Consider the following 25,782-nt stretch of genomic DNA (forward strand, 5'->3'; position numbering starts at 1 on the left):
GAGGATAGAGGAAGTCGCCTCGCGGCGGCTGGCCGCGAAATTCTCCGGCGATAACGACTCCGGGGCACGACCGCCCCGCGGCGGCACCGACCCCCAGACCACCGACGAGCCGACGGACTCCCTTTTGACCCGAACACCACTCACCGACCTCGACGAGGTACAGCTGTTAGACACCACGCTGCGCGACGGCGAGCAGATGCCGGGCGTCTCGCTGTCGCCGGGCGAGAAGGTCGACGTCGCCCGCGAACTCGACGCCGCGGGCGTCCACCTGATCGAGGCCGGCTCGGCGTGCACCTCCGCGGGCGAGCGCGAGGCGATCCGGCAGGTCGCCGACGAGGGGCTCGACGCCACCGTGACGAGCTTCGCTCGGGGGGTGAAACGGGACGTGGACCACGCGCTCGACTGCGGCGTCGACGGCGTGAACCTCGTCGTCCCCGCGTCCGACAAGCACGTCGAGACGAAGGTGGGGTCGACCCGCGACGAGGTGGTCGAGACGACCGTCGAACTCGTCGAGTACGCCAAAGACCACGGCCTGTGGGTGGAGGTGCTCGGCGAGGACGGCTCGCGGGCCGACCTCGACTACCTCGAACGCCTGCTCGGTGCCGGGCTCGACGCCGGCGCGGACCGCATCTGCTACTGCGACACCGTCGGCGCGGCCGACCCCGAGCGCACCGCGGCGGTCGTCTCCCGGCTCGCCGACCGCGGCCCGACGAGCCTCCACACCCACGACGACCTCGGCTTCGGATTGGCGAACGTCCACGCCGGGCTGAAGGCGGGGGCGGACACCGTCCACGGGACGGTCCTCGGCGTGGGCGAGCGCGCCGGCAACGTCGCCCTCGAGGAGGTCGCGATCGCGCTCGGCGAGTCGTACGGCGTCGACACCGTCGAGCTCGCGCGGCTCTACCGGCTCTGTCGGACGATCTCGGAGGCGACCGGCGTCGCGCTCCCGCCGAACAAGGCCGTCTGCGGCGCGAACGCTTTCGCCCACGAGTCCGGCATCCACACCGACGGCACGCTCAAGGACGGGACGATGTACGAGCCGTACCCGCCGGAGAGGGTCGGCCGTGAGCGCCGGCTCGTCCTCGGCAAGCACGCGGGCCGCGCCGGGGTGAAGGCCGCGCTCGCCGAGCACGACGTCGCGGTGACCGACGACGAGCTGCGCGAGGTCGTCGCGCGCGTCAAGGAGCTGGGCGAGCGCGGCAAGCGCGTCACCGACGCGGACCTGCTCGCGGTCGCCGACGACGTACGCGGCCGCGAGCGCGAGCGCCACGTCGAACTCGTCGACCTCTCCGCGACCTCCGGCGGGAACCTCCCGACCGCCTCCGTCCGGCTCCGCGTGGGCGACGACGAGCGCGTCGCCGCCGGCACCGGCTCCGGGCCGGTCGACGCCGGGCTGGAGGCGGTCCGGACGGCGCTGGCGGGCGACGGAAGCGACGACGAGGGCGCGGGCGGCGGCGTCGCCTTCGACCTCGACTCCTACCACGTCGACGCGATCACCGGCGGCACCGACGCGGTCGTCACCGTCGAGGTGGACCTCTCGCGGGGCGACCGCTCCGTGAGCGTCTCGGCGTCGGACGCCGACATCACCCGCGCGAGCGTCGTCGGGATGGTCGACGGACTCGACCGCCTGCTGGCCGCCGAGGCCGACGCCGCGGACGCCGATCCGGGGGCGGTCGCCGACGACTGACTCGCGGGACAGCGCGCCGGCGACGACCGATCCGCCGGCGTCTGACGAGGTTTTTATCTGAGGGCGTCCGAACGCCGGGTGTGAGCGTCGTCGTCGCTATCAAGCCGTCCGCGCGCAAGCGGAACGCGAAGGTTGGCAAGCTCGTCTTCGAGGACGGGTCCCGCCACGACTTCGAGAGCCGCGCGGCCGCCGAGCGGTGGGCGGACGACCTCTCGGCCGGCGACGGCCACGTCTGGATCGCGAGCGCGCACCCCCGCGACGACGGCGACGCGGACTGTTACCTCGTCTCGCGCGCGACGAACGCGAAGTTGGAGGCCGCCTACGACAAGCGCCGCCGCCGGCTCAGAGGGGACACGGGGTCCGAACAGGAGTCGCTCGGCGGCGAGCCGTGAGCCGGGCGGTCGGACTCGCCCCGCCCGTCACTCCGCCGTCCCCGGCTCCTCGACCACGTCGTCCTCGAAGCCGGCGACCGCCTCCATGACCGCCTCGCGGTCCGCCTCGTCCACGTCGAACGCCCGCAGCGCCTTGTCGAGGTGGGTCGCGATCACCCCGAACTCCTCGCTCGTGATCCCCAGTCCCGCGTGAGCGGTCGCCATGTCCTCGCCCTCGTACTGGATGGGGCCGCCGGTGACCGCGCTCAGGAACTTGGTCTGGTGCGAGCGCTGCGCGGCCATGTCGACGTCCTCGAAGTGGTGCGCCACGCGCTCGTCGGCGAGGACGCGGTCGTAGAACTCCCCGACGACCGCGCCGATTGCCGGTTCGCCCCCGAGGCGATCGTACAGCGTCTCGTTCGGCATACCTCGGCGACGACCGCCGGCCCAATCAGTGTTCGGCCGCCCCGCCTCACGACGACCGCTCGTCCGCCGCCGGCTCGCCGCCGTCCTCCACCGTCGGCTCGCCGCCCGCATCGGGACCGGTTCCCCGCGCGTCCATCATGTCGGCGGCGCGGGTCGCCCAGTCCGAGTACCGGAAGCCGAGGGCGACGACGAGCGCCATCCACGCGTAGGCCGCGGACACCCCGACGTACGCGCCGACCGGGCCGAACCCCGCGGTGCGGCCGAGCAGCCACGACAGCCCGAGGAAGAGCCCGAACATCGCCGAGACGCGCGCGACCAGCGGGATCCGCGTCTCGCTGGCCCCCTGAAGCGAGCCGGAGAGCGCGGAGAAGCAGACCAGCGCGGCACCGGCGACACCGTACACCCGCGCGAAGTCGACCGCGTACGCGATCGTCGGGGCGTCGTCGGTGAAGATCGGCACGAGCCGCGGCGCGGCGACGACGAGCCCCAGCCCGATCGTCCCGACGGTGAGCACGCCGAGCCCGGCGACCGCCCAGCCGTTGAACCGCGCGGCCTCCGGGTCGCCCTCGCCGAGCGCCTGTCCGACCAGCACCGACGCCGCGACGTTGTAGCCGCGCGAGAGCGGCCCGGTCACCTGCTGGTAGACGCGGCGGCCGATCTGGAACCCGGCGTTGACCGCCTCGCCGAAGCCCAAGAGGAGCGCGTTGAACGGGAACTCCGCGATCTCTGAGCCGAACCCCTCCAGGACGCGGGGGGCGCTCACGGCGAGCAGCTGTTTCGCGATCGTGAGGTCTCGCGGCCGCGCGAAGTCGGCGTCGGTCCACGACCCCCAGATCGCGAAACAGAGCAGGCCGGCGGTGAGGACGTTCGCGCCCGCGGTCGCGAGGCCGACGCCGAGGACTTCGAGCCGCGGGAGGCCGAACAGCCCCAGCCCGAGGACGACCGAGCCGGCGATGTTGACGGAGTTGGCGGCGACGTTGACGTACATCGGGGTCCGGGTGTCGCCGGTCCCCTGAAGCGCCCGCGCGCCGACGAGGGCGACGTGGCGCGCCGGCGCGGTCGCGAACACGACCGCGAGGTACGTCGAGCCGAGGTCGACGACCGCGGGCGAGGTCTCCTCGCCGACGATCCGGCCGAACACGTCGATCGCGAACTCGCCGAAGAGGAAGCCGAACAGGACGAACGGGATCCCGGCGAGCGCGCCGAGCAGGATCGCCTGCGTCACCGCCTCGTCGCGGTTCTCCGCGGCCCCCGCGCCGGTGTCCTGCGAGGAGAGCGCGATGGCACCGCCGCCGAGCCCCAGTCCGATCCGCAGCGGGAACCGGGCGTACAGGTCGGCGAGGCCGATCGCGACGACCGCGGCCGGCGAGAACAGCGCGGTGACCAAGACGTCGGTCGTCCGCATCGCGGTGCGGAACGTCTGCTCGGCCATGACGGGCCACGCGAGCGAGAACACGCGCCGCCAGACGCGCCGCAGCCGCGGGAAGTCCATGTACCGCCGCCGACGGTCGCCCGCGGTATTGATATACCGGAGGCGGTCGGCGTCGCCGCCACTCCGCGCCGCGGGCGCTGGTCGGCCGCCTCGGGACGGGCGTCCCCGAACGTTGAAGCCCGCCAGCGACCCACACGGCCCATGGACGTCTTCGTGTACGGCACGCTGACCGAACCGGAGCGGGTCGCCGAGGTGCTCGACTCGTTCGTCTTCGTCGGGCCGGCGACGCTCACCGGTCTCAGCCTCGTCGAGGGGCGGTACCCGACGCTCGCGCCGGGCGGCGAGACCGCGGGGCGGCTCCTCCGAACGGAGGCGGTCGACGCGCTCGACGCGTACGAGAACGTGGACGACGGGCTGTACGTCCGAGAGCGCGTGCCGCTGGACGCGCCGGCGGACCACCCCGACACCGCCGCGGTGTACGTCGGCGACCCCGACCGGCTCGACGCGGACGCGACGTGGCCGGGAAGCGGCCCGTTCGCCGACCGGGTGCGATCGGTGCTCGACGAGCGCGACGTGCGGGTGCGACTCACACCAACGGATCCCGTCTGACGGGCGGATGACGGCCTCGCAGTCGTGCGGTTTTACTTTCGCTCTGGTAGCCTCACCTTTTTGTATTCCCGCGGCGTCGTTTCACTCGCACGTCACACGCGTGCATTCCCCCACCCTTCCTCTCCCCCGAGCCGACGGCTCGGGGATCGACTCCCCCGACCGCGCCGTCGGCCGACCGCAACCGATTAGCGGTCGGCGCGGCGACTCGGTGGCATGCTCACTCTTGCCGACATCCGCGAGGCGCGCGAGCGGGTCTCGGGCGTCGCCCGACACACGCCGTTGGAGCGGTCACGCTCCTTCTCCGAGATGAGCGGCGCGGACCTCCACCTCAAACTGGAGAACTTCCAGCGGACGGGCGCGTTCAAGATCCGGGGCGCGATGAACCGGATCGCCACCCTCTCCGAGGCGGAACGCGAGGCCGGCGTCGTCACCGCGAGCGCGGGCAACCACGCGCAGGGCGTGGCGCTGGCCGCCAGCCGCGCGGGCGTCGACGCCACGGTCGTCATGCCGAGGTTCGCGCCCGTCTCGAAGGTGAAGGCCACCCGCGGGTACGGCGCGAGCGTCCGCCTGGAGGGCGTCGACTACGACGAGGCGCAGGCGTACGCCCACCAGCTGGAGCGCGAGGAGGACCGGACCTACGTCCACGCGTTCGACGACCCGGTCGTGATGGCGGGTCAGGGGACGCTCGGACTGGAGATCGCCGACGACTGCCCCGAACTCGACACGGTCGTCGTCCCGATCGGCGGCGGCGGGCTGATCTCGGGGGTCGCCGTCGCGATCAAAGAACAGCTCCCGGACGTGCGCGTCGTCGGCGTTCAGGCGGAGGGGGCCGCCTCGGCCGCGAAGTCGCTGGAAGCGGGCGAACTCAGAGAGATCGACAGCGTCGACACGATCGCCGACGGGATCGCCACGCGGTCGGTCGGCGAGCGGACCCTCGAAGTCATGTCGGAGTACGTCGACGAGGTCGTCACCGTCGACGACCGCGAGATCGCCTTGGCGCTCACGCTCCTACTCGAACGCGCGAAGACGCTCGTCGAGGGCGCGGGCGCGGTCGCGCTCGCGGCCGTCCTCTCCGAGGCGTTCGAGTACGACGACGGCGAGACGGTCGTCGCCGCGCTCTGCGGCGGCAACATCGACCTCAACCGCCTCGGCACGGTGGTCCGCCGGGGGCTGGTCCAGATGGGCCGGTACCTCAAGATCACCATCGATCTGAAGGACCGCCCCGGCGAGTTGGAGCGCGTCTCCAGCATCGTCGCGCGCACCGGCGCGAACGTGTACGCGGTCCACCACGACCGCACCTCGCGGGACGTGGCCGTCAACGCCGCCGAACTCGAACTCGAATTAGAGACCGACGACGCCGAACACGCCGCCGACATCGTCGACGCGCTCGAAGCCGAGGGGTACGAGGTCGAGATCCTGTCGTAGTCAGCCGCGATTATTTATAGACAAACGGCGGTGGCGCGCGCCTACGAGCGGCGCGAAGCGCCGCGAGACAGCTCGCGCGAGGGAGTCGACCGGTCGGAGCGAAGCGGAGACCGGTCGACGAGGCTGGGGAGGTGTGAGGTGCGGTGCTGTGTGGGTGGGACTCGAAGGGGCAGCCGGGAGGCGGGCGCAGGCGTTCACGAGAGCTCCGCTCTCGTGAGCCAGTCAGAACGCTTCGCGTTCTGATGACGACGTAAGCACCGCAGGAGCGAGTGAAACGAGCGACGAGGAGCACAGCGAGCGTGCGCCCGCCTCCCGGCTGGGGCTTCGGTAGTGTTCGCCGTCGGTCCACGGCCGGCTATTTATAAACGAGCGGCCGGCGCTGCGAAGGCCGTCAGCGCAGTGGCGACGCCCGATTACCACACGGATGACTCGAAGCGTCCGAAAGTAGCGGCCGAAACGGCGGAGTTCCTCAATTATTAGTCGTCCGCGGTCGCGGCGTCGGCGTCGGCCTCGGTCTCGTACAGCTCACCGGCGCGCTCGCGCTCGGAGAGGTACTCGTCGGCGTCGAGCGCGGCCTTCACGCCCATGCCGCTCGCGGTCGCCGCCTGCTGGTAGTGGAAGTCGACCACGTCGCCCGCGCCGAACAGCCCCTCGACGCCGGTCTTCGTCTGGCCGCCGCCGCGGCCGCCCTCGGCGACGAGGTAGCCGTCCTCGTCGGTCTCGATCCCCGTTCCCTCCAGGAAGTCGGTGTTCGGCGTGTGGCCGATGGCGTAGAACGCCGCCCCCACGTCGAAGTCGTACTCGTCGACCTCGTCGGCGGTCGCGGGGTCGTCGAGCTTCTCCTTCGGGTGGCCGTCGGGGTGTTCGACGAGCGTCACGTGGTCGATCCCGTCGTCCTTGCTCCCGTGGATCTCCGTCAGCTCGGTATTGAGGAGGAGTTCGATCTCGCCGTCCTCGACCTGCTCCATCGTGCGCTCGATCCAGACGTCCTCCGCGCGGAACTCCTCGCGGCGGTGGGCGATGTAGACGGTGTCCGCGAACTTCGTCAGGAAGTTCGCCTCCTCCATCGCGGCGTCGCCGCCGCCGACGACGAGCATGTCCTCGTCGCGGAAGAACGCGCCGTCGCAGGTCGCACACGTGGAGAGGCCGTACCCCATCAGCTCGTCTTCGCCGGGCACGCCGAGCGTCCGGGCCGAGGCCCCGGAGGCGACGATGACGGCGTCGGCGGTGTAGACGTCGCCGTCCGAGAGCGCGACGCGGAAGTGGCCCGCCGGCTCCTTCGAGACGTCCTCGATGACGCCGTTTCGCGTCTCGGCCCCGAACTTCGTCGCCTGCTCTTTCATGTCGTTGATCAGCCCCGGGCCGGAGATCCCCTCGGGGAAGCCGGGGTAGTTCTCCACCTCGCTCGTCAGGGTGAGCTGGCCGCCCGGCTCGTCGCCCTCGATGAGGAGGGGGTCGTTGTTCGAGCGCGCGGCGTAGATCGCCGCCGACAGCCCCGAGATACCGGTGCCGGCGATGATCAGTCGACGGTGTTCGACGACGTCGTCGGTCATGTGAACGGGTTCGCCGCCCCGCCGTATGTACGTTGCGCCCGCTGTCGAGGGGGACGCACGACCGGGGGGCCACACCCGGCGTCGGGGCCCCCGCGCTACCGCACCGCAACGAACACGCTCCGGTCGTCGTCCGGCCCGTAGCCGTCGGCGACGGAGACGGAGTCGAACCCCGCGGCGGCGAGCGCGTCGCCGATCCGGGCGTCGGAGAACGGCGTCATCCGACGGCGGTCGACGAACGGGTCGCCGTCGGGCGTGAACGTCACCGCCCGCCAGTCCAGCCGGCCGTCGTCGGTCGCGACGTGGTGCGCGACCCGGACGTACTCGATCGCCCCGTCCGCGTCGCGGCCGACGTCCAGCCCCGGCCGGTTCCCCTCGGGCGGCAGCGGGGAGTTGTCGAAGACGAGGACGCCGCCCGGCCGGAGGGCCTCGCGGAGCGCCCCGATCGCGGGGTCGAGGTCGCTCGGCGAGAGGTGGTTCACCACGCCGCGGATCGCGACCGCCGCGTCGAACGGCCCGTCGTCGCCGAGGTCCGGGTCCGGGAGACCGGTGTGACGGAACGCGACCGCGCCGCCGGACTCGGCGGCTCCGCCGGTCCGGTCGCCCCCGGCGACCGCGCCGTCGCACTTCTCGCGCGCGACGGCGAGCATCCCCGCGTGAACGTCGATCGCGGTCACGTCGAGCCCGCGGGCCGCGAACCGCCGCGTGTGCTCGCCGGTGCCGCAGCCGACCTCCAGCAGGCGCTCGGGGTCGACGCCGCGGTCGGCGAGGGCGTCGCGGACGAACGCGACGTCGCGGTCGTACTCCCATCCGGACTGGATCGCGTCGTACAGCCGCGGGCGCTCGTCGTAGAGGGCGTCGCCCATGTGCGGGCGTCCGCGGCGGAGGAAGGACTGCCTTTCGGCGGTGCGAGACGGAATGCCACGCCCCGCCGCTCAGTCCGTCGGGAACTCCGGCGGGAGGCCGGCCGGCTGGGTGGGCGCGTCGTCAAGCGCCTCGAAGAACCGGCCGGCGACGAACGTCTCGACCACCTCGGCGAGCGACTCCGCCTCCGACTCGGAGACCTCAGCGAGGAGGCCCAGCGGGACCTGCGCGCCCGCCATCGCGGCGTGGCCCCCGGCCGACCCCACGGGGTCGAGTGCGTCGCGCAGCAGTTCGCCGGCGTCGAGGTCGGCACCGCGGGCGCGGGCGGAGCCGTAGATCACCCCGTCCATGTAGCCGTAGACGAACGTCACCGTCACGCCGTCCAGATCGAGGAGGCGCTCGGCCGCCTGCGCGAGCGCGTCGCGGTCCGCGATCTCGCCGACGCAGGAAGCGGCCACCGACCCGCGGACGTCGCGGTTCTCGATGGCGGCCGCGAGCACGCGCAGCGTCTCGGGGCTCACGCTCGGGCTCTCGACGCGTTCGAGCGTCGACTCGTCGGCGTGCGCGAGCAGGGCGGCCGCGGCCCGGAAGTCGTCGATCGCGGTCGCCCGCGTGAAGTCCTTCGTGTCGATCCGGATCCCGTACAGGAGCGACGTGGCGAGGTCGCGGTCGGGCGCGATCCCGAACCGCGAGAGGTACTCCGCTATCAGCGTGCTCGTCGCGCCGACCGCCGGGCGGATGTCCACGAACGACCCCGCGACCGGCCCCCGCGGCGGGTGGTGGTCGATGACGACATCGACTGGATGGCCCTCGGGGAGGCTGTCGTTGATCCCGGCGCGGGAGTGGTCGACCAGGGCGACGCCGCCGTACTCTTCGAGGTCGATCTCGTCGACCGGTTGGAGCCCGATGTCGAGGAGGTTCACCATCGCGCGGTTCTCCTGATGGGCGATCTCCCCGCCGTAGCAGGCGTCCGCGTCGACGCCGATCGACTCGGCGACCCGGGTCAGCCCGATCGCGCTCGCGATGGCGTCCGGGTCGGGGTTGTCGTGGGCGACGACCAGGAGCGGCCCCGACAGCCGCCGGAGCGTCGCGAGCAGCCGGGCGGGCTTCTCGTCGTCCGGGGCCTGAGCGGGACCGGCGGCCAGTCCCGCTTCCACGTCGGTCTCGACGTCCGCGTCGGTCGGTTCGGTTCCGCCGGCCGCGTCTGCGGCGGCCTCCGGGCCGTCCGCGTCGCCCGGGTACTCGCCGTCCAGCCCGAGCGCCTCGCAGACGCGACCGGTGACCGCCTCGACGGGGTCGATCACGCGGTCCGCGACCGCCGCGATCGCGGCCCGCTGTGCCTCCGTCGCCGCCGTTCCGAGGTACGCGACGAGCATCGCGTCCGGGTAGCGGTCCCGGGCCGCGCGGGCGGCGGCGACGTTGCGGTCGGCGTCGTCGCTCGCGACCACCACGATCGCGGCCGCGTCCGGGTAGTTCGCGGCGTCGGTCGGGTCGGCCTCGACGGTGGCGACGTTGCGGTCGCGCAGCGTCGACGACCACCCCGTGTCGTCGGTGATCGCCACCAGCTCGCCGCGCTCCTCGCGAGTGCGCTCGGCGAGAGCGTTGCCGACCGCGCTACAGCCGAGGAGCAGGCGACGGGTCATACGGACGCGACGGGATCGGGAGGCAAAACGCTGGCGTCGGCGCGCTCCGACCGATCCCTCCGATGCGCGGTGTTCCGCCGACCCGGCGTCGCGCTCCGCACGAGGGTCACTCCGCGTCCCCCGCCTCTTCCGCGTCCCCGTCCTCCGCCCGGCCGTCGCCGTCGCGGAGCGACCCGCCGACCGCGGCGGCGACGTCGACCGCCGCGCGGTTCTCGGCGACGTCGTGGACCCGGACGATGTCGGCCCCGCGGTCGGCGGCGAGCGCGGTGCCCGCGACCGTCGCGTGCTCGCGGTCGTCGGCGTCGCGCCCGACCGCGCCGTACAGCGACTTGTGCGAGTGGCCGACCAGGACCGGACAGCCGAGCGCCGCGAACTCGCCGCAGCGCGCGAGCAGTTCGAAGTCCTCCGCCGGCGACTTGCCGAACCCGATACCGGGGTCGACGATGACGCGGTCGCGGTCGATCCCGGCCGTGTCGGCGAGCGCGAGGCGCTCGCGCAGCGAGTCGAGCACCTCCGCGACCACGTCGTCGTACTCGGGGTCGGCGTCGGGGTCGACCGGCGCGTCGAGGCTGTGCATCACGATCACCGGGCAGTCGGCGTCGGCGACGACCGCCCGCATCTCGGGGTCCTCCAGCCCGGTCACGTCGTTGATGATGTCCGCGCCGCCGTCGAGCGCCGCCTCGGCGACCGCGGGCTTGCGGGTGTCGACGGAGACCAGCACGTCCCCGGACCCGACCGCCGGGACCGACTGTATCGCCTCGATAGTGGGGACGACGCGGTCGATCTCCTCGTCGACCGGGACCGGCTCCGCGCCGGGTCGGGTGGACTCGCCGCCCACGTCGACCACGTCGACGCCCGCCTCGGCCATGCGCTCGACGCCCGCGACCGCGTCGTCGAGGTCGGCGTGGCGGCCCCCGTCGTGGAAGGAGTCCGGCGTGACGTTGAGCACGCCCATCACGGCGGCGCGGTCGGTCCACGGGTAGTCGGGTTCGGCGTCCGCGGAGTCGGCGTCCGCGGAGTCGGCGTCCGCGGAGTCGGCGTCGACCCCGACCGCGGCCGCGAGGTCGGCCGCGACCCCGTCGAGTCCGCCGGCGTCGGCCGCGGCGAGCCGGTCGACGAGCGCGCGGAGTTCGGCGACCGTCCCCGCGACCGTGACGGGCACCTGCTCGCCCGCAGCGCCGCGGTCCTCGTCCGCGCCGAGCCCGCCGAGGGCGGCGTCGCCGCCGACGGCCCGGGCCTCGGCCGCGACCCGCTCGGCGCGGTCGCCGCGCAGGCGGAGGGTGAGGACCCGGTGGTCGACCCCGTCGCGGTGGCTCTCGACGCCCGCCGGCGGGACGCCGGCCGTGTCGAGCGCGTGGGCGGCGTCCGCCGCGTCGCGGACCGTTCGCTCGCGGACCGTCCGCGTCCGGGCGGCCCGGGCCTCGGCGACCGCGAACAGCGAGCCGACGAGCAGCACGCAATCGCCCGCGTCGGCGCGGTCGACCGCGTCGTCGAGGGCGTCCGCCACGTCGTCGCCGGCCGTCACGCGCTCGATCCCCGCCGAGCGGAGCGCGGCGGCGAGGACCTCGGGGTCCTCCGCGCGGTCGATGGCGGGCCGGCAGGTGACCGCCGTCGCCGCGTCGGGGAGCGCCGCGGCCGTCTCCGCGTGCTCTTTGTCGTGCATCGCGGCGTACACGAGATGGAGGTCGTCGTAGTCGTACTCGTCGAGCGTCGCGGCGAGCGTGCGGGCGGCCGCGGGGTTGTGCGCGCCGTCGAGGACGGTCAGCGGCGCGGTGTCGACAACCTCGAACCGGCCCGGCCACGTCGCCCGCGCTAGCCCGTCGCGGACCGCGCGGTCGGGGAGGTCCGTCCTCAACGTCTCCGCGGTCCGGTCCGCGAGCCCGACGGCGACCGCCGCGTTCGCCGCCTGATGGCGGCCGACGAGGGGGATCCGGTAGGTCCCCTCTCGCTCGCCCGAGAGGGTGATCTCGGCGTCGGTGGCGCTCACTCGGCCCTCGTACGTCGCCGCGAACGCCGGGCCGTCGGCCCCGTCGTCTGAGTCCCGCTTGTCGGCGTCGGCGTCGCCGGTCGCCCGCGTCACCGGCGTGCCCACCTCGCCCGCGACCTCGCGGACCACGTCGAGCGCCTCGCCCTCGCAGGCGGTCACGAACGGGGCGTCGGGCCGGGCGATCCGGGCCTTCGTGCGGGCGATCTCGCCGACCGTGTCGCCGAGGACCGCGGTGTGTTCGAGGGAGACGTTCGTGATCGCGGTCGCGACCGGGTCGACCGCGCTCGTCGCGTCGTACTCGCCGCCGAGCCCGACCTCCAAGACGGCGACGTCGACCTCGCGGCGGGCGAACTCGCGGACCGCCATCGCCGTGACGACCTCGAAGAAGGTGAGCGGCTCGCCGGCGGCCGCCCGGTCGATCAGCCACGGGCGGACCTCCTCGACGAAGTCGGCGACCGCGGCCTCGGTCATCTCCCGGCCGTCGACGCGGACGCGCTCGGTGAGCGCCGAGAGGTGCGGCGAGGTGTACAGGCCGACCGAGAGTCCGGCCTCGCGCAGGACCGACTCCGTCAGCCGCGCCGTGCTGCCCTTCCCGTTCGACCCCGCGACCTGGACGAACGGGACGTCCTCCTGCGGCGAGTCGAGGTGCGCGAGGAGCGCCTCGACCCGCTCCGTGCCGGGCTTGACCGAGAAGCGGCGGAGGTCGAAGAGGAACGCCGCCGCCTCGTGGTAGTGCATACGCCGTGGGTCGGCTCCGCGTCGCTTAGGCGTAACGGACCGAAACGGCGTGGCGTTCGACGGAGGTTCGTACCGCGCGGTCGGTGTCGGAGACCCGACCCCGAAGCCCCAGTCGCGATGACTCGCGCGCCTCGCTGCGCGCTTCAGTCGTTCGCTTCGCTCACTCCTTCCAGTGCTTGCGTCGGTGTGCTTCGTCCTCGCGACTGCCCCTTCGAGTCCCGCCCCGCACAGCACCTCACACCTCCCCAACCTCGTCGGCGGCTCCCGGTGGTCACCGCCGACTCCCTCGCGCGCGCTGTCGCCGGCGCTTCGCGCCGGCTACCAGAGGGACCTTCGGTCCCTCGCGGCTCGCGGCCGCCTTCGGCGGCGCGCTCGCAGGCACGCGCCGGGTGGAGTTGTCGGGTCGCGGAGCCGAAGAGCAACCCTTACGCGCGCGGCTCCCGGACCGGGGTTCATGGACGAACCGACAGCCGAGGCGGACGCGTCGAGCGCGTTGGCCGCGGCGTCGTCGACGGCGGGCGACGGCGGTCCCGGAGCCGAGACCGCGGTCGTCGCCGAGGGCGTCCGGAAGGCGTACGGCGACGTCGTCGCGCTCGACGGGATCGACCTCGACGTCGCGGCCGGCGAGGTGTTCGGGCTCATCGGCCCGAACGGGGCCGGGAAGACGACGCTGGTGCGCGCGCTCACGGGCACGACAGAGGCCGAGGGCGACCTGCGCGTCTTCGGCGAGTCGCCGCGGGACGTCGAGCCGAGCCGGATCGGGCTGCTTCCCCAGTCGTTCGACCCGCCCGCGCGGCTCACGGCCCGCGAGCTGGTCGACTACTACGGCGGGCTGTACGACGCCGCCCGCGACACCGAGTCGGTCCTCGACGACGTGGGGATGGCCGACGACGCCGACGCGTGGTACGAGACGCTCTCGGGCGGCCAGAAGCGCCGAACCTGCGTCGCGACCGCCGTCGTCAACGACCCCGACCTCCTCTTCCTCGACGAGCCGACGACCGGGATCGACCCCGCCGGCCGACGGGCGATCCACCGGCTGATCGAGCGGCTCGCCGCGGACGGCACGACGGTCTTCCTCACGAGCCACGCGATGGACGAGGTCGAGCGGCTCGCCGACCGGGTCGCGATGCTCCGCGACGGCCGTGTCGTCGCCGGCGGCGCGCCGGACCGACTGATCGCCGAACACGGGGGCGCGCCCCGGCTCGACGCCGAGACCGCGGAGGCGGCGACCGACGGCGTCGTCGAGCGCGTCGCCGCCGGGGTCCGCGACCGGCTCGGGGACGACCCGACCGTCGCGGCGACGGACGAGGGGATCCGGGTCCGGGGCGTGCGCCCGGAGGCGATCGGCGACGCGGTCGGCGCGCTCGACGACGCCGGCGTCGCCTTCGAGTCGCTCTCGTGGTCCGAACCGTCGCTTGAGGACGTGTACCTGCGTCTCACGGGCGAGGAGTACGCGAGAGACGGGGGAGACGGGGCGGTCGAGTCGGTCGAGTCGGCCGCGGCGGTCGAGTCGGTCGGGCCGGTCGCGACGGACGACGAGGTGGGCGACCGATGAGCCGGATCGGCCGGATCCGGACGGAGGCCGTCGCCGCGGCGCGCTCGTTCACCCGCCGCCGGACGGCGGTGTTCTTCACCTTCTTCTTCCCGGTGATCCTGGTCGTCATCTTCGGTGCGCTGGTGCGGACCCAGCCGACCGGCGGGGGGCTGTTCGCCGAGCCCGCGGGCTACTACATCCCGGGCTACCTCGCGGTCGTGGTCCTGTTCACGCCGCTGTCCCGGGTCGGCTCGGAGATCGCGCGCCACCGCGACGGCGGCCGGTTCGAGAAGCTCGCGACCACCCCGCTCTCCCGCGCCGAGTGGCTCCTCGCGCACACGCTCGTCAACGTCGCGATCATCGGCGCTGCGAGCCTGCTCATCCTCGGCCTCGTGCTGGCGGTGACCGACGCGACGCTCGTCGTTTCGCCGGCGCTCGCGGCGCTCCCGGCGTTCGTCGCGGTCGCGGTCGCGCTCTTCTGCGGCCTCGGCGCGGTCCTCGGCGCGGTCGCGGACTCGCAGGACGGCGTGATCGCCGCGAGCAACACGGTCGCGCTCCCCCTGCTGTTCCTCTCAGAGACGTTCGTCACGCCGGCGCTGCTGCCGGCGTGGTTCCTGCCGGCGGTCGCCGCCTCGCCGCTGACGTACTTCGCCCGCGGCACCCGCGCGATCACCTACGAGGGCGGCGCGTGGGCCGGCGACCTGCTCGTGTTGACCGCGCTCGCCGCCGGCTTCCTCGCGGTCGGCGCGTACGCGGTCCCCCGAACCGAGTGACCGCGCGGGGGTCGCCGCGGAACCGTCCATTTATGTCCGCAGCCTCCGTCTCCGTGACACGAGAGGGAGAGCGTTGACAACCGTTCACTTCACCTGTACCGACTGCGCGCAGACCATCGAGGTCAACGACGCGATGCGCGAGACGATCCTCGAGACCGGCTGTCCGGTGTGTACCGCGGCCGCGACGGAGGAGGATTTCGCCGTGACCTGCGAGTAGCCGTCGCGACCGCCGCGGAACCCCCGACGGTCGCCGCCCGTTGACACACCGCATCCGGTTGCTGTGGCTTTTTGCGTCGACCGCGACAACGACGGGCCGATGACGCCCGAACTCGACGAGATCGATCTCGGAACCGTGCCGCTCGGCCGAACCGGCCTGCGGACGAGCGAACTCCAGTTCGGCACGTGGCGGTTCGGCCGCGTGACCGAGGCGGGGAACGTGGAGATCGACGAGGAGCGCGCCCACGAGCTGCTCGACGCCTACGAGACCGCCGGCGGGCGGTACATCGACACCGCCGACGTGTACGGCGGCGGCGACTGCGAGCGGTGGATCGGCGACTGGCTCGCCGAGCGCGACCGCGAGCGCTACACGATCGCCTCGAAGGTGTACTGGCAGATCCGCGACGGCGACCCGAACAGCCGCGGCACGAACCGCAAGAACGTCCGGCACCGCGTCGACGCCCTCTTAGACCGGCTCGACACCGATTACATCGACGTCCTCTACATCCACCGCTGGGACGACGAGACGCCCGCCCGCGAGCTGATGAAGACGCTGAACGGCCTCGTCGAGTCCGGAAAGGTCCACTACCTCGGCGCGTCGACGCTCCGCCCGAACGCCTGGAAGGTCGCCCGCGCCAACGAGATCGCGCGCAGCGAGGGCTGGGAGCCGTTCAAAGTGCTCCAGCCGCGGTACAACCTCGTCGACCGCGAGATCGAGGGGGACTACCTCGAGTTCGCGCGCCAGCGGAACCTCGCCGTCTCCCCGTGGAGCCCGCTCGGACAGGGGTTCCTGACCGGGAAGTACGACCGCGACGAGGACCTCCCCGAGGAGTCGAAGGCCGCCGAGTCGAGCCGCTTCCAGGAGGCGTACCTCACCGAGGAGAACTTCGACGTCCACGACGAACTGGACGCGGTCGCCGACGAGGTGGACGCCTCGCCCGCCCAGACCGCGCTGGCGTGGCTCGCCCACCGCGACGGCGTCACCGCGCCCATCGTCGGCGCGCGCACCGTCGACCAGCTGCGCGAGAACCTCGCGGCCGCGGCGATCGACCTCTCCGACGAGCAGGTCGATCGCCTCACCGCCGCGAAGCCCGGTCCGTACGACGAGCTGTAGAGACCGACGCGCTCGGAGCGTCCGCGACGCCTACCGCTCCGCGCAGTACTCGACGAAGTTCCGCAGAATCCGCAGCCCCGTCTCGCCGCTCTTCTCCGGGTGGAACTGCGTCCCGAACACGTTGCCGGCCTCGTTGGCGACGACCGCGGGGAAGTCGACGCCGTAGTCCGCCGTCGCGACGACCGCGTCCGGATCGTCCGGCTCGGCGTAGTAGGAGTGGACGAAGTAGGCGTACTCGCCATCCACACCGTCGACGAGCGGGTGATCGCGCGCGACCGCCAACTCGTTCCAGCCCATGTGGGGCACCTTGCGGTCCACTTCGAACCGGACGTTGGTTCCGGGCACCAGGTCCAGTCCCGTCACCTCGCCCTCGCCCTCGTGGTCGGCCTCCTCGCTGGACGTGAGGAGCATCTGCATCCCGAGACAGATACCGAACAGCGGACGGCCCGCCTCGGCGTGGTCGGTCAGCGCCTCGCGCAGCGGGCCGGCGTTCTCCATCCCCTCGCGGAACGCGCCGACGCCGGGGAGGACGACGCCGTCGGCGGCCGCGAACGCCTCGGGGTCGTCGGTGATCTCCACGCTGGCCCCCGCCCGCTCTAACCCGCGGGTCGCGGAACGGAGGTTCCCGAGGCCGTAGTCGACTAAGACGACGTCCGCCAGCGTCTCCGCGGGCGGCTCGAAGGTGCTCATACGTCCCCTCGGAGGGGGACGGAAAAGTCGGTTTCCCTTGCTGCGGTCGCGCCGCGCGGACCGAAGAGGGGAGCGCGAGACGCGCTCAGGTCACTTCAGCGCCGCCTCGGCCATCCGCTGCGGGAAGCCGAGGAGGAGCGCCACGATCCCCTGCGCCTCGTCGCCCTCGCGGAGCGTCGACCGGATCCGCTGGGAGAAAATCTCCACGGAGATGATCAACACGAGGATGACGAGGATCGTCGCCATCATGTTGGTGAACGCGAACAGCCCCTGCTGGACCGAGAGCACCTGTCCGAGCCCGCCGCCGCCGATGATCCCGAGCGAGACGGCGATCCGGACGTTGATCTCGAAGATGTACAGCGTCCACGCGATGAACGGCGTCGTCACCTGCGAGAGCATGCCGAAGGTGATCGTCTGCGGGCGGTTGGCCCCGGTCGTCTCCATCGCCTCGATCGGGCCGTCCTCGATCTCCTCGAGTTCGTCCGTGAACAGCCGCCCGAGGTTGCCGACGGTGTCGGTGGCGATGGCGAGCGTCGCGGTGACCGGGCCGATCCCGCCGAGCGGGATGTAGATGAGCCCCCACACCAGCGCCGGGATGGCGCGGATGGAAGACATGAGCCCGCGGAAGATGAAGTTGAACGGGAACGGCGTGACGCGACCGGAGCCGAGGATCCCGAACAGCAGCGCGAGCGGGAACCCCATCACGGTGCCGGCGAAGCCCATGGCGAGCGTGATGCCGGCCTCGCCGAGCAGCGGCGTGTCGCCGCCGAGACCGCCCCAGATCAGGTTCCGTTCCTGGATGAACGTCCAGTAGTCGACGAAGCCGCTCGGGTCGATGAACGGGAACGACGACGCGAGGAACGGGAAGAAGTCGCGGAGCGCGTTCAGGAAGTTCGGGAAGTAGTTCGGGAGGTTCGCCTCGAAGAAGCCGACGGAGGTGAGCGCGTAATAGAACACGCCGGCGAGCAGGAGCAGGCCGACGCCGAACACGAGCGCCTTCACCCGCCGGGCGAGCGCGATCGCCTCGTAGCGCCGGGTGACCGCGTCGTCGTGGCTCATTTCGCCATCCCTCCGCTGGAGGCCCGCTTCGAGGAGGCGTCGTCGGTCGACCCGCCGGAAGCCTCGGTCGCCTCGTCGGGATCGGCCGCGAACATGCCCTCCGTGTCGATGTCGCCGTAGATCTGGTCGATGACGTCCATGTCGAACTCGTCGCGGTAGCCGTCGAACACCTTCTGCCCGTCGCGGAGGCCGGTGAACCGCTCGCCGAACTTCCGGGCGAGGTTCACCTGATGGAGGCTGATGACGGCCGTCAGGTCGCGCTTGCGGGCGGCGGTGCGGAGGTATCCCATCACCTGCTGGGAGGAGCCGGGGTCAAGGCTGGCGACCGGCTCGTCGGCGAGCAGGATCGTCGGGTCCTGAACCAGCGCCCGGGCGATGCCGACCCGCTGTTGCTGCCCCCCGGACATGCGCTTCGCGCTCTGTTGGGCCTCGTCGAGCAGTCCCACGGTGTTGAGCGCCTCCAGCGCCTGGAGCTTGTCGCTCTCGTCTTGCAGCTGGAGCAGCGAGCCGATGAAGGAGTTGCGGTTGAGCGACCCGGTGAGCGCGTTGGAGTACGCGGTCATCTGGTCGATGATGTTGTGCTGTTGGAAGATCATCGCGATGTCGTCGCGGGGACTGGTGACGGGGTCGTCGCCCACTCTGATCTCCCCCTCTGTGGGGGTTTCGAGCGCGTTCATACACCGAAGCAGCGTCGACTTCCCCGAGCCGGAGACGCCGAGCACGATGACGAACTCGCCCTGCGGGATCTCGAACGAGACGTCGTCGAGCGCGACGGTGTCGCCGAACCGCTTTGTCACCCCATCGACTGTGATGCGACTCATTAGCTATAAAGAAAGGTTGTAGAGGGGTTACGAAAGGTCTTCGAACTCCAGACCGAGCTGGTCGAGGACCCGCTGGATCGGCTGGTAGTCGTCGATGCTCCCCTCCTGAACGCCGGTGAACCAGAGCGGCTCTCCGTCGTAGTCGTCGCCGTGGCTGAGGTCGTCCTCGCTCACGTTCAGGATCGCCTCCTCCAACTCGGCTTTGACCGGGCTGTCCCAGTTGGACCGGGTCGCGAGCGGTGCGCGCGGGATCGGGTCGGAGACGGCGAGCAGCTGGAGCTCGGTTCCGGACGACTCGATCTCGTCGCCGGCACCCTCGTACTCCGCCGAGATGTCGACGAAGTCCTGCGACATCTCCTCGAACTGCTCCTGCGGGACGTAGGGCGCGGAGGAGAACGCGCCGGTCGTCGCCGCCATCACGTCGTCGCGCTGGACCATCTGCTCGCGCGCGGTGGTGTGGTCCGAGAACTCGGCCTCGAAGTTGCCCGGATCGCCGTTGGGGGCGTTACCGACGTCGAGACCCGCGTCCTGAAGGATCGTGAGCGGGACGAGCGTCCCCGAGACCGAGAGGATGTCGCCCATGTAGACGAGCTCGCCTTCGAGGTCGGAGAGCGACTCGATGCCGCTGTCGGGCGTCGTCGTGATCGTCGAGAAGTACCGCGCCGCGCCGTACGCGACCCGGACGCCGACGATGTCGAGGATGTCCTCCCCGGCGATGACCGCCGACGGGGAGATGTCCGCAATCTCTCCCTGATCGTTGCGCATCGACTGGAGCGTCGCGGTGTAGCTCTCCGCGCGGTCGGCCTCGATCTCGACTTCGACCTCGGACTCGAGGTACTCGAACATCGGCTGGTACTGCTGTGTGATCTCGACGTCGGCCTCGGCGGGGTTCAGGATGAACTGCGCCGTCGGAGTGCCGTCCGTCTCCCCGGAGGTGCCGCCGTTACATCCCGCGAGGGCGACCGCACCGGCCGCGCCGGCTGTCTTGACAAACGTTCGCCGATTCGCCGACCACCTGTTGTCGGACATACACAGGGAGATTCCGCTGGCGTGACTAATCGTTTTCTATGTTTTCTATATAGATACTGAACGACCGTCGGCGGCGAGCGCCGTCGACCCGGCGGATCAGAACTCGCCGAGCCGCGACTGCCCGTCCCCCCCACCGTCGCGGTCGCCGACGCCGCTCAGTTCGGCCGCCCGCGCGATCGTCTCGAAGAAGCCGTCGCGCTGGCTCCGGTCGTACAGAGTCGCGGCCGGATGGACGGACAGCAGGACGCGCCGCGACGCCCCGGCGAGCCTGGCGTCGACCACGTCGCCGGACTCCGAGGTGATCGCAACCGACCGATCGAGGAGGTGCTCGCTCGGCACCTTCCCGAGGGTCACGATCAGCTCCGGAGCGAGCCGCCCGACCTCGCTTTCGAGGTACCCCCGGCAGTTCGCTAACTCCTCGGTCGTGGGGTCCCGGTTGTCCGGCGGTCGACACCGCACGCAGTTCGTGATCCGCACGTCGGCGCGGGCGAGCCCCGCGTCCCGCAGCGCCTCGTCCAGCACGTCGCCCGAGCGCCCCACGAAGGGTTCGCCCTCCTCGTCTTCGGTGGCACCGGGCCCCTCGCCGACGAACAGTAGGTCCGCGTCGGTCGGCCCGACGCCGTCGACGATCCGACTCCGGGACTCGACCAGCGCCGGACACCGCTCGCAGGCCGGAACGCACAGGTTCTCGTCGAGGACGGAGTCGTCGCCGCCGTGTTCGCTCATGGAAACGGCTCCGGGCGCGGGCGTCTAAGTAGCGTCGGTCGCCGTCGCCTCGCGGTGGGCGCTCGCGGCGAGCGCCGCGATCCGGAGCGGCTCGCAGCGCCGGAACCCGTCGCGGGTGAGCGCGCGGACCGCCGCCGCGGCGCGCCCGGGGTCGACGCCGACGGCGCGGACGAACCGCGGGTCGCGGTCGTCGGCGCCGTCGGTCGCGTCGCCGTCCGCCCGCTCGCTCACCTCGCCGTCACCCCCGACTGCCGAGGCGACCGGAACGCGCGGCGGGAGCGACCGGTAGACGGCGAGCCGGTCGGCGAGCGAGTCGCCGTCGAACGCCTCGCGCAGGGCCGGTTCGAGGCCGGGGCTGGCCTCGTAGCTCACGGCGTAGACCGGCCGGTCGATCGCCGCTGCGAGTCGGTCGAGGTCGAGGAGGTTGAACCACGCGGGCGCGACGCCGGCGCAGGCGACGTGGCGGACGTCCTCGCGGCCGAGCGCGCGCCAGCAGTCGATCACGGCGTCGGTCGCGTCCGTCCCGCCGACGGTACACTCGGCGAACGCGAAGCCGTCGGGCGTCCCGTCGGCGCGGACGACGACGCCGGCCGCGCGGCTGGCGTCGCGGTCGTCGGAGAAGGCGACGCCGAGCGTGCGGCTCGGCGGGGTCCTCACGTCTCTTCGGACTTGATCTCCTGAAGTCGGTCGAGGAGTTCGTCGTTGGACGCGCCGGGCTCGTAGTCGACGGACCCCTCGTGGGTTTCTTGGGCAGCCTGAACGCCGTCTTCGTCGTCGAAGTCCGCGTCCAGGTCCTGATTCTCCTGTTCGGACTCGTCGTAGCTGCCAAAGCCCATTTGTGTGTGAAACTAACAGGGGGCGAGGCATAAATCCACGGGCGAGAACGACCTCGACCGGCGGGTTCGAGCGCGACTGTACCCTTTTGTCCCTCGGCGAGCGAGTACGGGTATGGAACCGATCGCCGTCACCGCGGACGCGGAGGAGTTCACCTGTAACGCGTACCTCGTCGCCGGGGAGAGGACGACGCTCGTCGACGCGGGCACGATGCCGGGCGTGGGGGACGTGGTCGCCGAAGCGCTCTCCGGGGCCGACGCCGACGGACTCGACCGCGTCGTGATCACGCACCAGCACCGCGACCACGTGGGCGAACTCGACGCGGTGGTCGACCGCTTCGAGCCGGAGGTGCTCGCGTACGCGGACCACCCGCACCGCGACGCGGCGCTCGAAGCCGGCGACGAGGTGCTGGTCGGCGACGAGGCCTGCGAGGTCGTCTACACCCCGGGCCACGCGGACGACCACGTCTCGCTCGTCGGCGACGAGCGGCTCTACTCGGGCGACGTCGTCGTCTACAACGACGGCGCGTTCTCGGACGGATCGTTCGGTCGGACCGATATGGCCGGCCAGTCGCGCGAGCGCCTGATCGAGAGCCTTCACGACATCCTCGACCGCCTGCCCGACACCGCCGCCGCGATGTTCCCCGGCCACGGCGACGTCTACCGCGCCGCGGACGGCCCGGACACGGTCCGCGAGGTGATCGAGCGCGCGACGGAGCGCGCCGAGCGCCGCGAGCCGAAGTACCCCGACGAGTGAGGGCGGTCGGGGTTTGAAGCCGGGGACGGCGACCGCCGGGCGTCGGCCCGGCCCCGCCCGCACCGGGCCGTCCGCCGGGGCTGGGGAGGTGCGAGGCGCACGCGCGGCTGGCCATCGGATCAAAAATTCGGGAGAAGGGCCGAAATCGACCGCGGGCCGGTCCGAAACGGTCGGTTACGCCGCGCGGCGCTCGGTCGCCTTCGGACGGAGCTTGGTGTAGCCGCACTTGCGGCAGCGCTCGGCCTCGGAGGCGTTGCGGGCGTTACAGCGCATACAGATCTGTCGGTCGAGCATCCGGCGTTCGGCGGCGTCGAAGCTGGCCATACGCCTACTGAGCGAGCGGTGCTGTAAAAGGTTGCGAGACGCCGCTGCGCGGGGCGGGCCGCTCAGGCCCCGGCTTCGGTGAGCGCGGCCTCGATGTCCTCGCGCTGGGTGACGCCGACGAAGCGGTCGACGACGCCGTCGTCGTTCTCGACGATGAGGGTGGGGAGCGAGCGGACCTGGTACTGGTTCGCCACGTCCTGCTCCTCGTCGACGTCGACCTTCTGGAGCTCGAACGCGTCGCCGAGGTCCTCCTGAATCTCCTCTAGGATGGGGTCTTGCGTCTTACACGGGCCGCACCACTCGGCGTGGAAATCCAGCAGTCGAACGGTCATAGTCTGGCTCAACTACCGCCGGCCCGCGCATAAGGGTTTCCCACTCGTGTGCGGGACTCACGAAACCTCGAGAAGGCGCGGGTGAACGGCGGGTCCGGGGGCGGGGACCGGAGACCGCGTCGACGGGCGCGGCGAACGAAACGTTTAGAACGCGGCGACGCGCAGGAACGGGTATGAGTGGTTCCAACTCCGGCGGGCTGATGTCCAGCGCGGGACTGGTCCGCTACTTCGAGAACGAGGACCGGAACGCCATCTCGATCGACCCCAAGACGGTGGTCGCGTTCTGCGTCCTCTTCGGCGTGTTCGTCCAGATCCTCTCGCTGACGGTCGCGTAGGCTCCCCCGTCGTTCTCGTTTCCCGATCCGTTCCCCGGTCGCGTAGCGCGCCCTTTTTCCACGCGCCCGCCCCATCGATCCGTATGAAAGCAGGCGTCATCGCCGTTCAGGGCGACGTGGCCGAACACGCCGCCGCCGTCCGCAACGCCGCGGCCGCCCACGACGAGACCGCGGAGGTCGTCGAGGTCCGGGACGCGGGGATCGTGCCCGACTGCGACGTCCTCCTCATGCCGGGCGGGGAGTCGACGACCATCTCGCGGCTGATCCACCGGGAGGGGATCGCCGCGGAGATCCGCGACCACGTCGCGGCCGGCAAGCCCGTCCTCGCCACCTGCGCCGGGCTCATCGTCTGCTCGACCGACGCGAAGGACGACCGGGTCGACCCGCTTGGGCTGGTCGACGTCTCGGTCGACCGCAACGCGTTCGGGCGACAGAAGGACTCCTTCGAGGCGAAGATCCCGGTCACCGGACTCGACGACCCCTTCCACGCCGTGTTCATCCGCGCGCCGGCCATCGACGACGTCGGCGACGGCGTCGAGACGCTGGCGACGGTCGACGGTCGTCCGGTCGCGGTGCGCGACGGGCCGGTCGTCGCCACCGCGTTCCACCCCGAACTCACCGACGACCCGCGGGTCCACGACCTCGCCTTCTTCCCCGAGAGCGAGGTGGTCGCGTGAGCGATCCCGACGCGACCGGAGACGCCGCGGAGGGCGCGACGGGAGCCGAGGCGGCCGACGCCCCGCCGGCGGCCGTCCTCGACGAGCTGTTCGCCACCATCGAGTCGCGGAAGGAAGAGCTGCCGGAGGGGTCGTACACGGCCTCGCTTTTCACCCACGAGAAGGGCGAGAACGCCGTCTTGGAGAAGGTCGGCGAGGAATCGACGGAGGCGATCCTCGCGGCGAAGGACGACGACCTCGACGACCTCACCGCCGAGAGCGCCGACCTCGTCTATCACCTGCTGGTGTTACTCGCGATGAAGGACCTCGACCTCAACGACCTGCGCGACGAACTCCGAGACCGGTTCTGACCGCGCCTCACCGCTCCCGTGCGAGCTCGCGGTCGATGTCGTCTCTCTCCTCCGTCTCCAGTTCGTCCGCGATCCGGCGCTCGAACTCCGCCTCGCTGATCTGCCCCTCGACGTACTGTCGCCGGAGCCGGTCCTGCCGGCTGTCCGCGGCGTCGACCGAGGTCGACGAGGAGGACCCGACCGCGTCGATCGACGGGGAGTCGTCGTCGCCGAGCAGCCACGAGCCGGCCTTGTACGCGACGTAGACCAGTCCCGCCAGCACGGCGAGCGTGACGATGCCGGAGACGACCGCGGTCGCGAGACCGATTATCGCCGAGACCACGGAGAGCACGACGCTGACGCCGACGAGGATCGCGACGGCGATCGCGCCGTAGTAGAGGGCCTTCTTCCCGTCCATGTCCCGAAGTCGGGCGGCCGGCCGCAAATACCTTCTCCCGCGCCGCCGAACGGTTCGCACGGGAACCGCCGTGAACGACGCCGAATCGTCCGGATCCGACGGGTACAGCCGATCGACCCGCAGAGCGGCGCTGCGACGAGGGGGGTCGCTCGGGGTCGGCGCGCTCGCGACGACTGCCGGCTGCGTCGGTCGCGAGGGAGAGGCGGGCGAGGCCCACGGCCAGCGCGACGGGTCGGACCCGCCGCTGATCGCGCACCGCGGCTTCGCGGCCGAGAACCCGGAGAACACGGTCGCGGCCGTCGAGGCGGCGACGGCGGCCGTCGACCGGGTCGAACTCGACGTGCGGCGCTGCGGCACCGGAGAGCTCGTCGCCTTCCACGACGCGACGCTCGGGCGGGTGACGGACGCGACCGGGCGGGTCGAGGAGACCGCCTACGACCGGCTCGCGGGGCTCTCCGTCGAGGACTCTGGCGAACCGGTGGCGACGCTGGCGGCGGCGCTCGACGCCGTGCCGGCCGACGCGTGGGTGATGCTCGACCTGAAAGAGCGGGGGATCGCCGCGGACGCGCTCGCGGTCGCCGCGGACCGCGACCACGATCTCGCCGTCGCCGCGGACGACCCCGCGGTGCTCGAAGCGGTCCGAGCGGCCGATCCGACGGTCGCGACCGTCTACGGCGTCCGCGAGTCCGTCCCGGCGCGAGTTCTGCGGCCCCTGGTCTCGGGGCGGCTCGGCGGAGCGGGGCTGCCGCGGTGGGCGTACCCGCCGCAGGACGCCGCGGGGGCGGTCGAGACGGCGACCGCGCTGGGCTGTGCGGCGGTATCGCCGCGATACGAACTGTGCCTGCGGACGGACCTCGTCCCGCGGGCGAGGGACGCCGACCTCCGGGTGTTTCCGTGGACGATCGGGTCGGAGCGGGAGTACGAGGCGGTGGCGGGCGCGGGAGTCGACGCAGTCGTGTCGGACGTTGCCCGCGGACCGTCAGAGAAATGAGACGACGCCGGAGAAGTGAGACGATGCCGGAGAAGTGAGACGATGCCGGAGAAGTGAGACGATGCCGGAGAAGTGAGACGATGCCGGAGAAG

Annotated in this window: 29 protein-coding genes; 13 read left to right on the forward strand and 16 right to left on the reverse strand. The window is 72.0% G+C overall.

The window, feature by feature from the left end:
* Nucleotides 1–124 precede the first annotated feature (124 nt).
* Nucleotides 125–1,687: an alpha-isopropylmalate synthase regulatory domain-containing protein gene (locus tag NAF06_RS04185; RefSeq protein ID WP_008582461.1), complete on the forward strand. Its 1,563-nt coding sequence runs from the start codon at nt 125–127 to the stop codon at nt 1,685–1,687.
* Between the two features lie 80 nt (nt 1,688–1,767).
* Nucleotides 1,768–2,079 (forward strand): DUF8081 domain-containing protein, encoded by a 312-nt coding sequence (locus NAF06_RS04190; RefSeq protein ID WP_008582462.1) that lies wholly within the window; start codon nt 1,768–1,770, stop codon nt 2,077–2,079.
* A 27-nt stretch (nt 2,080–2,106) separates the two neighbouring features.
* Here NAF06_RS04190 and NAF06_RS04195 read toward each other — a convergent pair whose 3' ends face one another.
* Together NAF06_RS04195 and NAF06_RS04200 are read right to left on the reverse strand one after the other, a co-directional pair.
* Nucleotides 2,107–2,484 carry a group I truncated hemoglobin gene (locus NAF06_RS04195; RefSeq protein ID WP_008582465.1) on the reverse strand — a complete coding sequence of 126 codons (378 nt, stop codon included), beginning with the start codon at nt 2,482–2,484 and terminating at the stop codon, nt 2,107–2,109.
* 46 nt (nt 2,485–2,530) lie between these two features.
* Complete coding sequence (locus NAF06_RS04200) at nt 2,531–3,976, reverse strand: MATE family efflux transporter (RefSeq protein WP_008582467.1); 1,446 nt, start codon at nt 3,974–3,976, stop codon at nt 2,531–2,533.
* A 141-nt stretch (nt 3,977–4,117) separates the two neighbouring features.
* On the opposite strand from NAF06_RS04200, the gene NAF06_RS04205 reads away from it, so the two are divergent.
* Both NAF06_RS04205 and ilvA read left to right on the forward strand, forming a co-directional pair.
* Nucleotides 4,118–4,525, forward strand: a complete 408-nt coding sequence (locus NAF06_RS04205) for a gamma-glutamylcyclotransferase family protein (RefSeq protein WP_008582469.1) — start codon at nt 4,118–4,120, stop codon at nt 4,523–4,525.
* 213 nt (nt 4,526–4,738) lie between these two features.
* The gene (ilvA, locus tag NAF06_RS04210) at nt 4,739–5,950 is read left to right on the forward strand and encodes a threonine ammonia-lyase (RefSeq protein WP_008582471.1); all 1,212 of its coding nucleotides are present in this window, start codon (nt 4,739–4,741) and stop codon (nt 5,948–5,950) included.
* A gap of 476 nt (nt 5,951–6,426) precedes the next feature.
* Here ilvA and NAF06_RS04215 read toward each other — a convergent pair whose 3' ends face one another.
* From NAF06_RS04215 to folP, 4 genes are all read right to left on the reverse strand, one after another.
* Complete coding sequence (locus NAF06_RS04215) at nt 6,427–7,503, reverse strand: NAD(P)/FAD-dependent oxidoreductase (RefSeq protein ID WP_008582473.1); 1,077 nt, start codon at nt 7,501–7,503, stop codon at nt 6,427–6,429.
* Nucleotides 7,504–7,598: 95 nt separating this feature from the next.
* Nucleotides 7,599–8,366: a class I SAM-dependent methyltransferase gene (locus NAF06_RS04220; RefSeq protein WP_008582475.1), complete on the reverse strand. Its 768-nt coding sequence runs from the start codon at nt 8,364–8,366 to the stop codon at nt 7,599–7,601.
* A 69-nt stretch (nt 8,367–8,435) separates the two neighbouring features.
* Nucleotides 8,436–10,007, reverse strand: coding sequence for a DHH family phosphoesterase (locus tag NAF06_RS04225; protein ID WP_008582477.1), 1,572 nt, complete (start codon nt 10,005–10,007; stop codon nt 8,436–8,438).
* A gap of 106 nt (nt 10,008–10,113) precedes the next feature.
* Complete coding sequence (folP, locus tag NAF06_RS04230; protein ID WP_008582479.1) at nt 10,114–12,732, reverse strand: dihydropteroate synthase; 2,619 nt, start codon at nt 12,730–12,732, stop codon at nt 10,114–10,116.
* A gap of 454 nt (nt 12,733–13,186) precedes the next feature.
* On the opposite strand from folP, the gene NAF06_RS04235 reads away from it, so the two are divergent.
* The 4 genes from NAF06_RS04235 (at nt 13,187) to NAF06_RS04250 (ending at nt 16,369) form a co-directional block, all read left to right on the forward strand.
* Nucleotides 13,187–14,287, forward strand: a complete 1,101-nt coding sequence (locus NAF06_RS04235; RefSeq protein WP_008582481.1) for an ABC transporter ATP-binding protein — start codon at nt 13,187–13,189, stop codon at nt 14,285–14,287.
* Nucleotides 14,284–15,039, forward strand: coding sequence for an ABC transporter permease (locus NAF06_RS04240; protein WP_008582483.1), 756 nt, complete (start codon nt 14,284–14,286; stop codon nt 15,037–15,039). The genes NAF06_RS04235 and NAF06_RS04240 overlap by 4 nt, the downstream gene beginning before the upstream one ends.
* A 73-nt stretch (nt 15,040–15,112) precedes the next feature.
* Complete coding sequence (locus NAF06_RS04245) at nt 15,113–15,256, forward strand: DUF7560 family zinc ribbon protein (protein ID WP_008582485.1); 144 nt, start codon at nt 15,113–15,115, stop codon at nt 15,254–15,256.
* A gap of 99 nt (nt 15,257–15,355) precedes the next feature.
* Complete coding sequence (locus NAF06_RS04250) at nt 15,356–16,369, forward strand: aldo/keto reductase (protein WP_008582488.1); 1,014 nt, start codon at nt 15,356–15,358, stop codon at nt 16,367–16,369.
* A gap of 30 nt (nt 16,370–16,399) precedes the next feature.
* Here NAF06_RS04250 and hisH read toward each other — a convergent pair whose 3' ends face one another.
* The 7 genes from hisH to NAF06_RS04285 all read right to left on the reverse strand — a co-directional run bounded on the left by hisH (nt 16,400) and on the right by NAF06_RS04285 (nt 21,530).
* Nucleotides 16,400–17,059 (reverse strand): imidazole glycerol phosphate synthase subunit HisH, encoded by a 660-nt coding sequence (gene hisH / locus NAF06_RS04255; protein WP_008582489.1) that lies wholly within the window; start codon nt 17,057–17,059, stop codon nt 16,400–16,402.
* 90 nt (nt 17,060–17,149) lie between these two features.
* Nucleotides 17,150–18,118 carry a phosphonate ABC transporter, permease protein PhnE gene (gene phnE, locus NAF06_RS04260; RefSeq protein ID WP_008582491.1) on the reverse strand — a complete coding sequence of 323 codons (969 nt, stop codon included), beginning with the start codon at nt 18,116–18,118 and terminating at the stop codon, nt 17,150–17,152.
* Nucleotides 18,115–18,939: a phosphonate ABC transporter ATP-binding protein gene (locus NAF06_RS04265; RefSeq protein WP_049908640.1), complete on the reverse strand. Its 825-nt coding sequence runs from the start codon at nt 18,937–18,939 to the stop codon at nt 18,115–18,117. Before NAF06_RS04265 ends, phnE begins: the two co-directional genes overlap by 4 nt.
* A gap of 27 nt (nt 18,940–18,966) precedes the next feature.
* Nucleotides 18,967–19,968, reverse strand: a complete 1,002-nt coding sequence (locus tag NAF06_RS04270; protein WP_008582496.1) for a PhnD/SsuA/transferrin family substrate-binding protein — start codon at nt 19,966–19,968, stop codon at nt 18,967–18,969.
* A gap of 96 nt (nt 19,969–20,064) precedes the next feature.
* Nucleotides 20,065–20,694, reverse strand: coding sequence for a uracil-DNA glycosylase (locus tag NAF06_RS04275; protein ID WP_008582500.1), 630 nt, complete (start codon nt 20,692–20,694; stop codon nt 20,065–20,067).
* Between the two features lie 24 nt (nt 20,695–20,718).
* Entirely contained in the window at nt 20,719–21,351 is a 633-nt protein-coding gene (locus tag NAF06_RS04280; protein WP_008582502.1) for an endonuclease dU, read from the reverse strand.
* Nucleotides 21,348–21,530 (reverse strand): DUF5786 family protein, encoded by a 183-nt coding sequence (locus tag NAF06_RS04285; protein ID WP_006629442.1) that lies wholly within the window; start codon nt 21,528–21,530, stop codon nt 21,348–21,350. Before NAF06_RS04285 ends, NAF06_RS04280 begins: the two co-directional genes overlap by 4 nt.
* Before the next feature lie 112 nt (nt 21,531–21,642).
* On the opposite strand from NAF06_RS04285, the gene NAF06_RS04290 reads away from it, so the two are divergent.
* Nucleotides 21,643–22,284: an MBL fold metallo-hydrolase gene (locus NAF06_RS04290; protein ID WP_008582507.1), complete on the forward strand. Its 642-nt coding sequence runs from the start codon at nt 21,643–21,645 to the stop codon at nt 22,282–22,284.
* Between the two features lie 174 nt (nt 22,285–22,458).
* On the opposite strand, the gene NAF06_RS04295 is transcribed toward NAF06_RS04290, so the two are convergent.
* Together NAF06_RS04295 and NAF06_RS04300 are read right to left on the reverse strand one after the other, a co-directional pair.
* On the reverse strand, nt 22,459–22,608 hold the full coding sequence (locus NAF06_RS04295) for a 50S ribosomal protein L40e (protein WP_006629440.1): 150 nt from the start codon (nt 22,606–22,608) through the stop codon (nt 22,459–22,461).
* A gap of 62 nt (nt 22,609–22,670) precedes the next feature.
* Entirely contained in the window at nt 22,671–22,940 is a 270-nt protein-coding gene (locus NAF06_RS04300; protein ID WP_004598787.1) for a thioredoxin family protein, read from the reverse strand.
* A 173-nt stretch (nt 22,941–23,113) separates the two neighbouring features.
* On the opposite strand from NAF06_RS04300, the gene NAF06_RS04305 reads away from it, so the two are divergent.
* The 3 genes from NAF06_RS04305 (at nt 23,114) to hisE (ending at nt 24,302) form a co-directional block, all read left to right on the forward strand.
* On the forward strand, nt 23,114–23,275 hold the full coding sequence (locus NAF06_RS04305; protein WP_077152317.1) for a preprotein translocase subunit Sec61beta: 162 nt from the start codon (nt 23,114–23,116) through the stop codon (nt 23,273–23,275).
* Between the two features lie 83 nt (nt 23,276–23,358).
* Entirely contained in the window at nt 23,359–23,952 is a 594-nt protein-coding gene (gene pdxT / locus NAF06_RS04310) for a pyridoxal 5'-phosphate synthase glutaminase subunit PdxT (protein WP_008582510.1), read from the forward strand.
* Entirely contained in the window at nt 23,949–24,302 is a 354-nt protein-coding gene (gene hisE / locus NAF06_RS04315) for a phosphoribosyl-ATP diphosphatase (RefSeq protein WP_008582512.1), read from the forward strand. The genes pdxT and hisE overlap by 4 nt, the downstream gene beginning before the upstream one ends.
* A gap of 7 nt (nt 24,303–24,309) precedes the next feature.
* On the opposite strand, the gene NAF06_RS04320 is transcribed toward hisE, so the two are convergent.
* A complete protein-coding gene (locus tag NAF06_RS04320) occupies nt 24,310–24,699 on the reverse strand; it encodes an SHOCT domain-containing protein (protein ID WP_251106186.1) in 390 nt (129 codons plus the stop codon).
* 70 nt (nt 24,700–24,769) lie between these two features.
* Between NAF06_RS04320 and NAF06_RS04325 the strand changes: the two genes are divergently transcribed.
* Nucleotides 24,770–25,690: a glycerophosphodiester phosphodiesterase gene (locus NAF06_RS04325; RefSeq protein ID WP_008582515.1), complete on the forward strand. Its 921-nt coding sequence runs from the start codon at nt 24,770–24,772 to the stop codon at nt 25,688–25,690.
* The last annotated feature ends 92 nt before the right edge of the window (nt 25,691–25,782 follow it).

Origin of the sequence: Halorubrum hochsteinianum (assembly GCF_023702125.1) — an archaeon.
Lineage (GTDB): Archaea > Halobacteriota > Halobacteria > Halobacteriales > Haloferacaceae > Halorubrum > Halorubrum hochsteinianum.

What these genes read in the sequence shown, in the direction of transcription:
- NAF06_RS04195 (WP_008582465.1), bottom strand. Translation starts at nt 2,484, where the DNA reads ATGCCGAACGAGACGCTGTACGATCGCCTCGGGGGCGAACCGGCAATC.
- NAF06_RS04200 (WP_008582467.1), bottom strand. Translation starts at nt 3,976, where the DNA reads ATGGACTTCCCGCGGCTGCGGCGCGTCTGGCGGCGCGTGTTCTCGCTC.
- NAF06_RS04205 (WP_008582469.1), top strand. Translation starts at nt 4,118, where the DNA reads ATGGACGTCTTCGTGTACGGCACGCTGACCGAACCGGAGCGGGTCGCC.
- ilvA (WP_008582471.1), top strand. Translation starts at nt 4,739, where the DNA reads ATGCTCACTCTTGCCGACATCCGCGAGGCGCGCGAGCGGGTCTCGGGC.
- NAF06_RS04215 (WP_008582473.1), bottom strand. Translation starts at nt 7,503, where the DNA reads ATGACCGACGACGTCGTCGAACACCGTCGACTGATCATCGCCGGCACC.
- NAF06_RS04220 (WP_008582475.1), bottom strand. Translation starts at nt 8,366, where the DNA reads ATGGGCGACGCCCTCTACGACGAGCGCCCGCGGCTGTACGACGCGATC.
- NAF06_RS04225 (WP_008582477.1), bottom strand. Translation starts at nt 10,007, where the DNA reads ATGACCCGTCGCCTGCTCCTCGGCTGTAGCGCGGTCGGCAACGCTCTC.
- folP (WP_008582479.1), bottom strand. Translation starts at nt 12,732, where the DNA reads ATGCACTACCACGAGGCGGCGGCGTTCCTCTTCGACCTCCGCCGCTTC.
- NAF06_RS04235 (WP_008582481.1), top strand. Translation starts at nt 13,187, where the DNA reads ATGGACGAACCGACAGCCGAGGCGGACGCGTCGAGCGCGTTGGCCGCG.
- NAF06_RS04240 (WP_008582483.1), top strand. Translation starts at nt 14,284, where the DNA reads ATGAGCCGGATCGGCCGGATCCGGACGGAGGCCGTCGCCGCGGCGCGC.
- NAF06_RS04250 (WP_008582488.1), top strand. Translation starts at nt 15,356, where the DNA reads ATGACGCCCGAACTCGACGAGATCGATCTCGGAACCGTGCCGCTCGGC.
- hisH (WP_008582489.1), bottom strand. Translation starts at nt 17,059, where the DNA reads ATGAGCACCTTCGAGCCGCCCGCGGAGACGCTGGCGGACGTCGTCTTA.
- phnE (WP_008582491.1), bottom strand. Translation starts at nt 18,118, where the DNA reads ATGAGCCACGACGACGCGGTCACCCGGCGCTACGAGGCGATCGCGCTC.
- NAF06_RS04265 (WP_049908640.1), bottom strand. Translation starts at nt 18,939, where the DNA reads ATGAGTCGCATCACAGTCGATGGGGTGACAAAGCGGTTCGGCGACACC.
- NAF06_RS04270 (WP_008582496.1), bottom strand. Translation starts at nt 19,968, where the DNA reads ATGTCCGACAACAGGTGGTCGGCGAATCGGCGAACGTTTGTCAAGACA.
- NAF06_RS04275 (WP_008582500.1), bottom strand. Translation starts at nt 20,694, where the DNA reads ATGAGCGAACACGGCGGCGACGACTCCGTCCTCGACGAGAACCTGTGC.
- NAF06_RS04285 (WP_006629442.1), bottom strand. Translation starts at nt 21,530, where the DNA reads ATGGGCTTTGGCAGCTACGACGAGTCCGAACAGGAGAATCAGGACCTG.
- NAF06_RS04290 (WP_008582507.1), top strand. Translation starts at nt 21,643, where the DNA reads ATGGAACCGATCGCCGTCACCGCGGACGCGGAGGAGTTCACCTGTAAC.
- NAF06_RS04295 (WP_006629440.1), bottom strand. Translation starts at nt 22,608, where the DNA reads ATGGCCAGCTTCGACGCCGCCGAACGCCGGATGCTCGACCGACAGATC.
- NAF06_RS04300 (WP_004598787.1), bottom strand. Translation starts at nt 22,940, where the DNA reads ATGACCGTTCGACTGCTGGATTTCCACGCCGAGTGGTGCGGCCCGTGT.
- NAF06_RS04305 (WP_077152317.1), top strand. Translation starts at nt 23,114, where the DNA reads ATGAGTGGTTCCAACTCCGGCGGGCTGATGTCCAGCGCGGGACTGGTC.
- pdxT (WP_008582510.1), top strand. Translation starts at nt 23,359, where the DNA reads ATGAAAGCAGGCGTCATCGCCGTTCAGGGCGACGTGGCCGAACACGCC.
- NAF06_RS04320 (WP_251106186.1), bottom strand. Translation starts at nt 24,699, where the DNA reads ATGGACGGGAAGAAGGCCCTCTACTACGGCGCGATCGCCGTCGCGATC.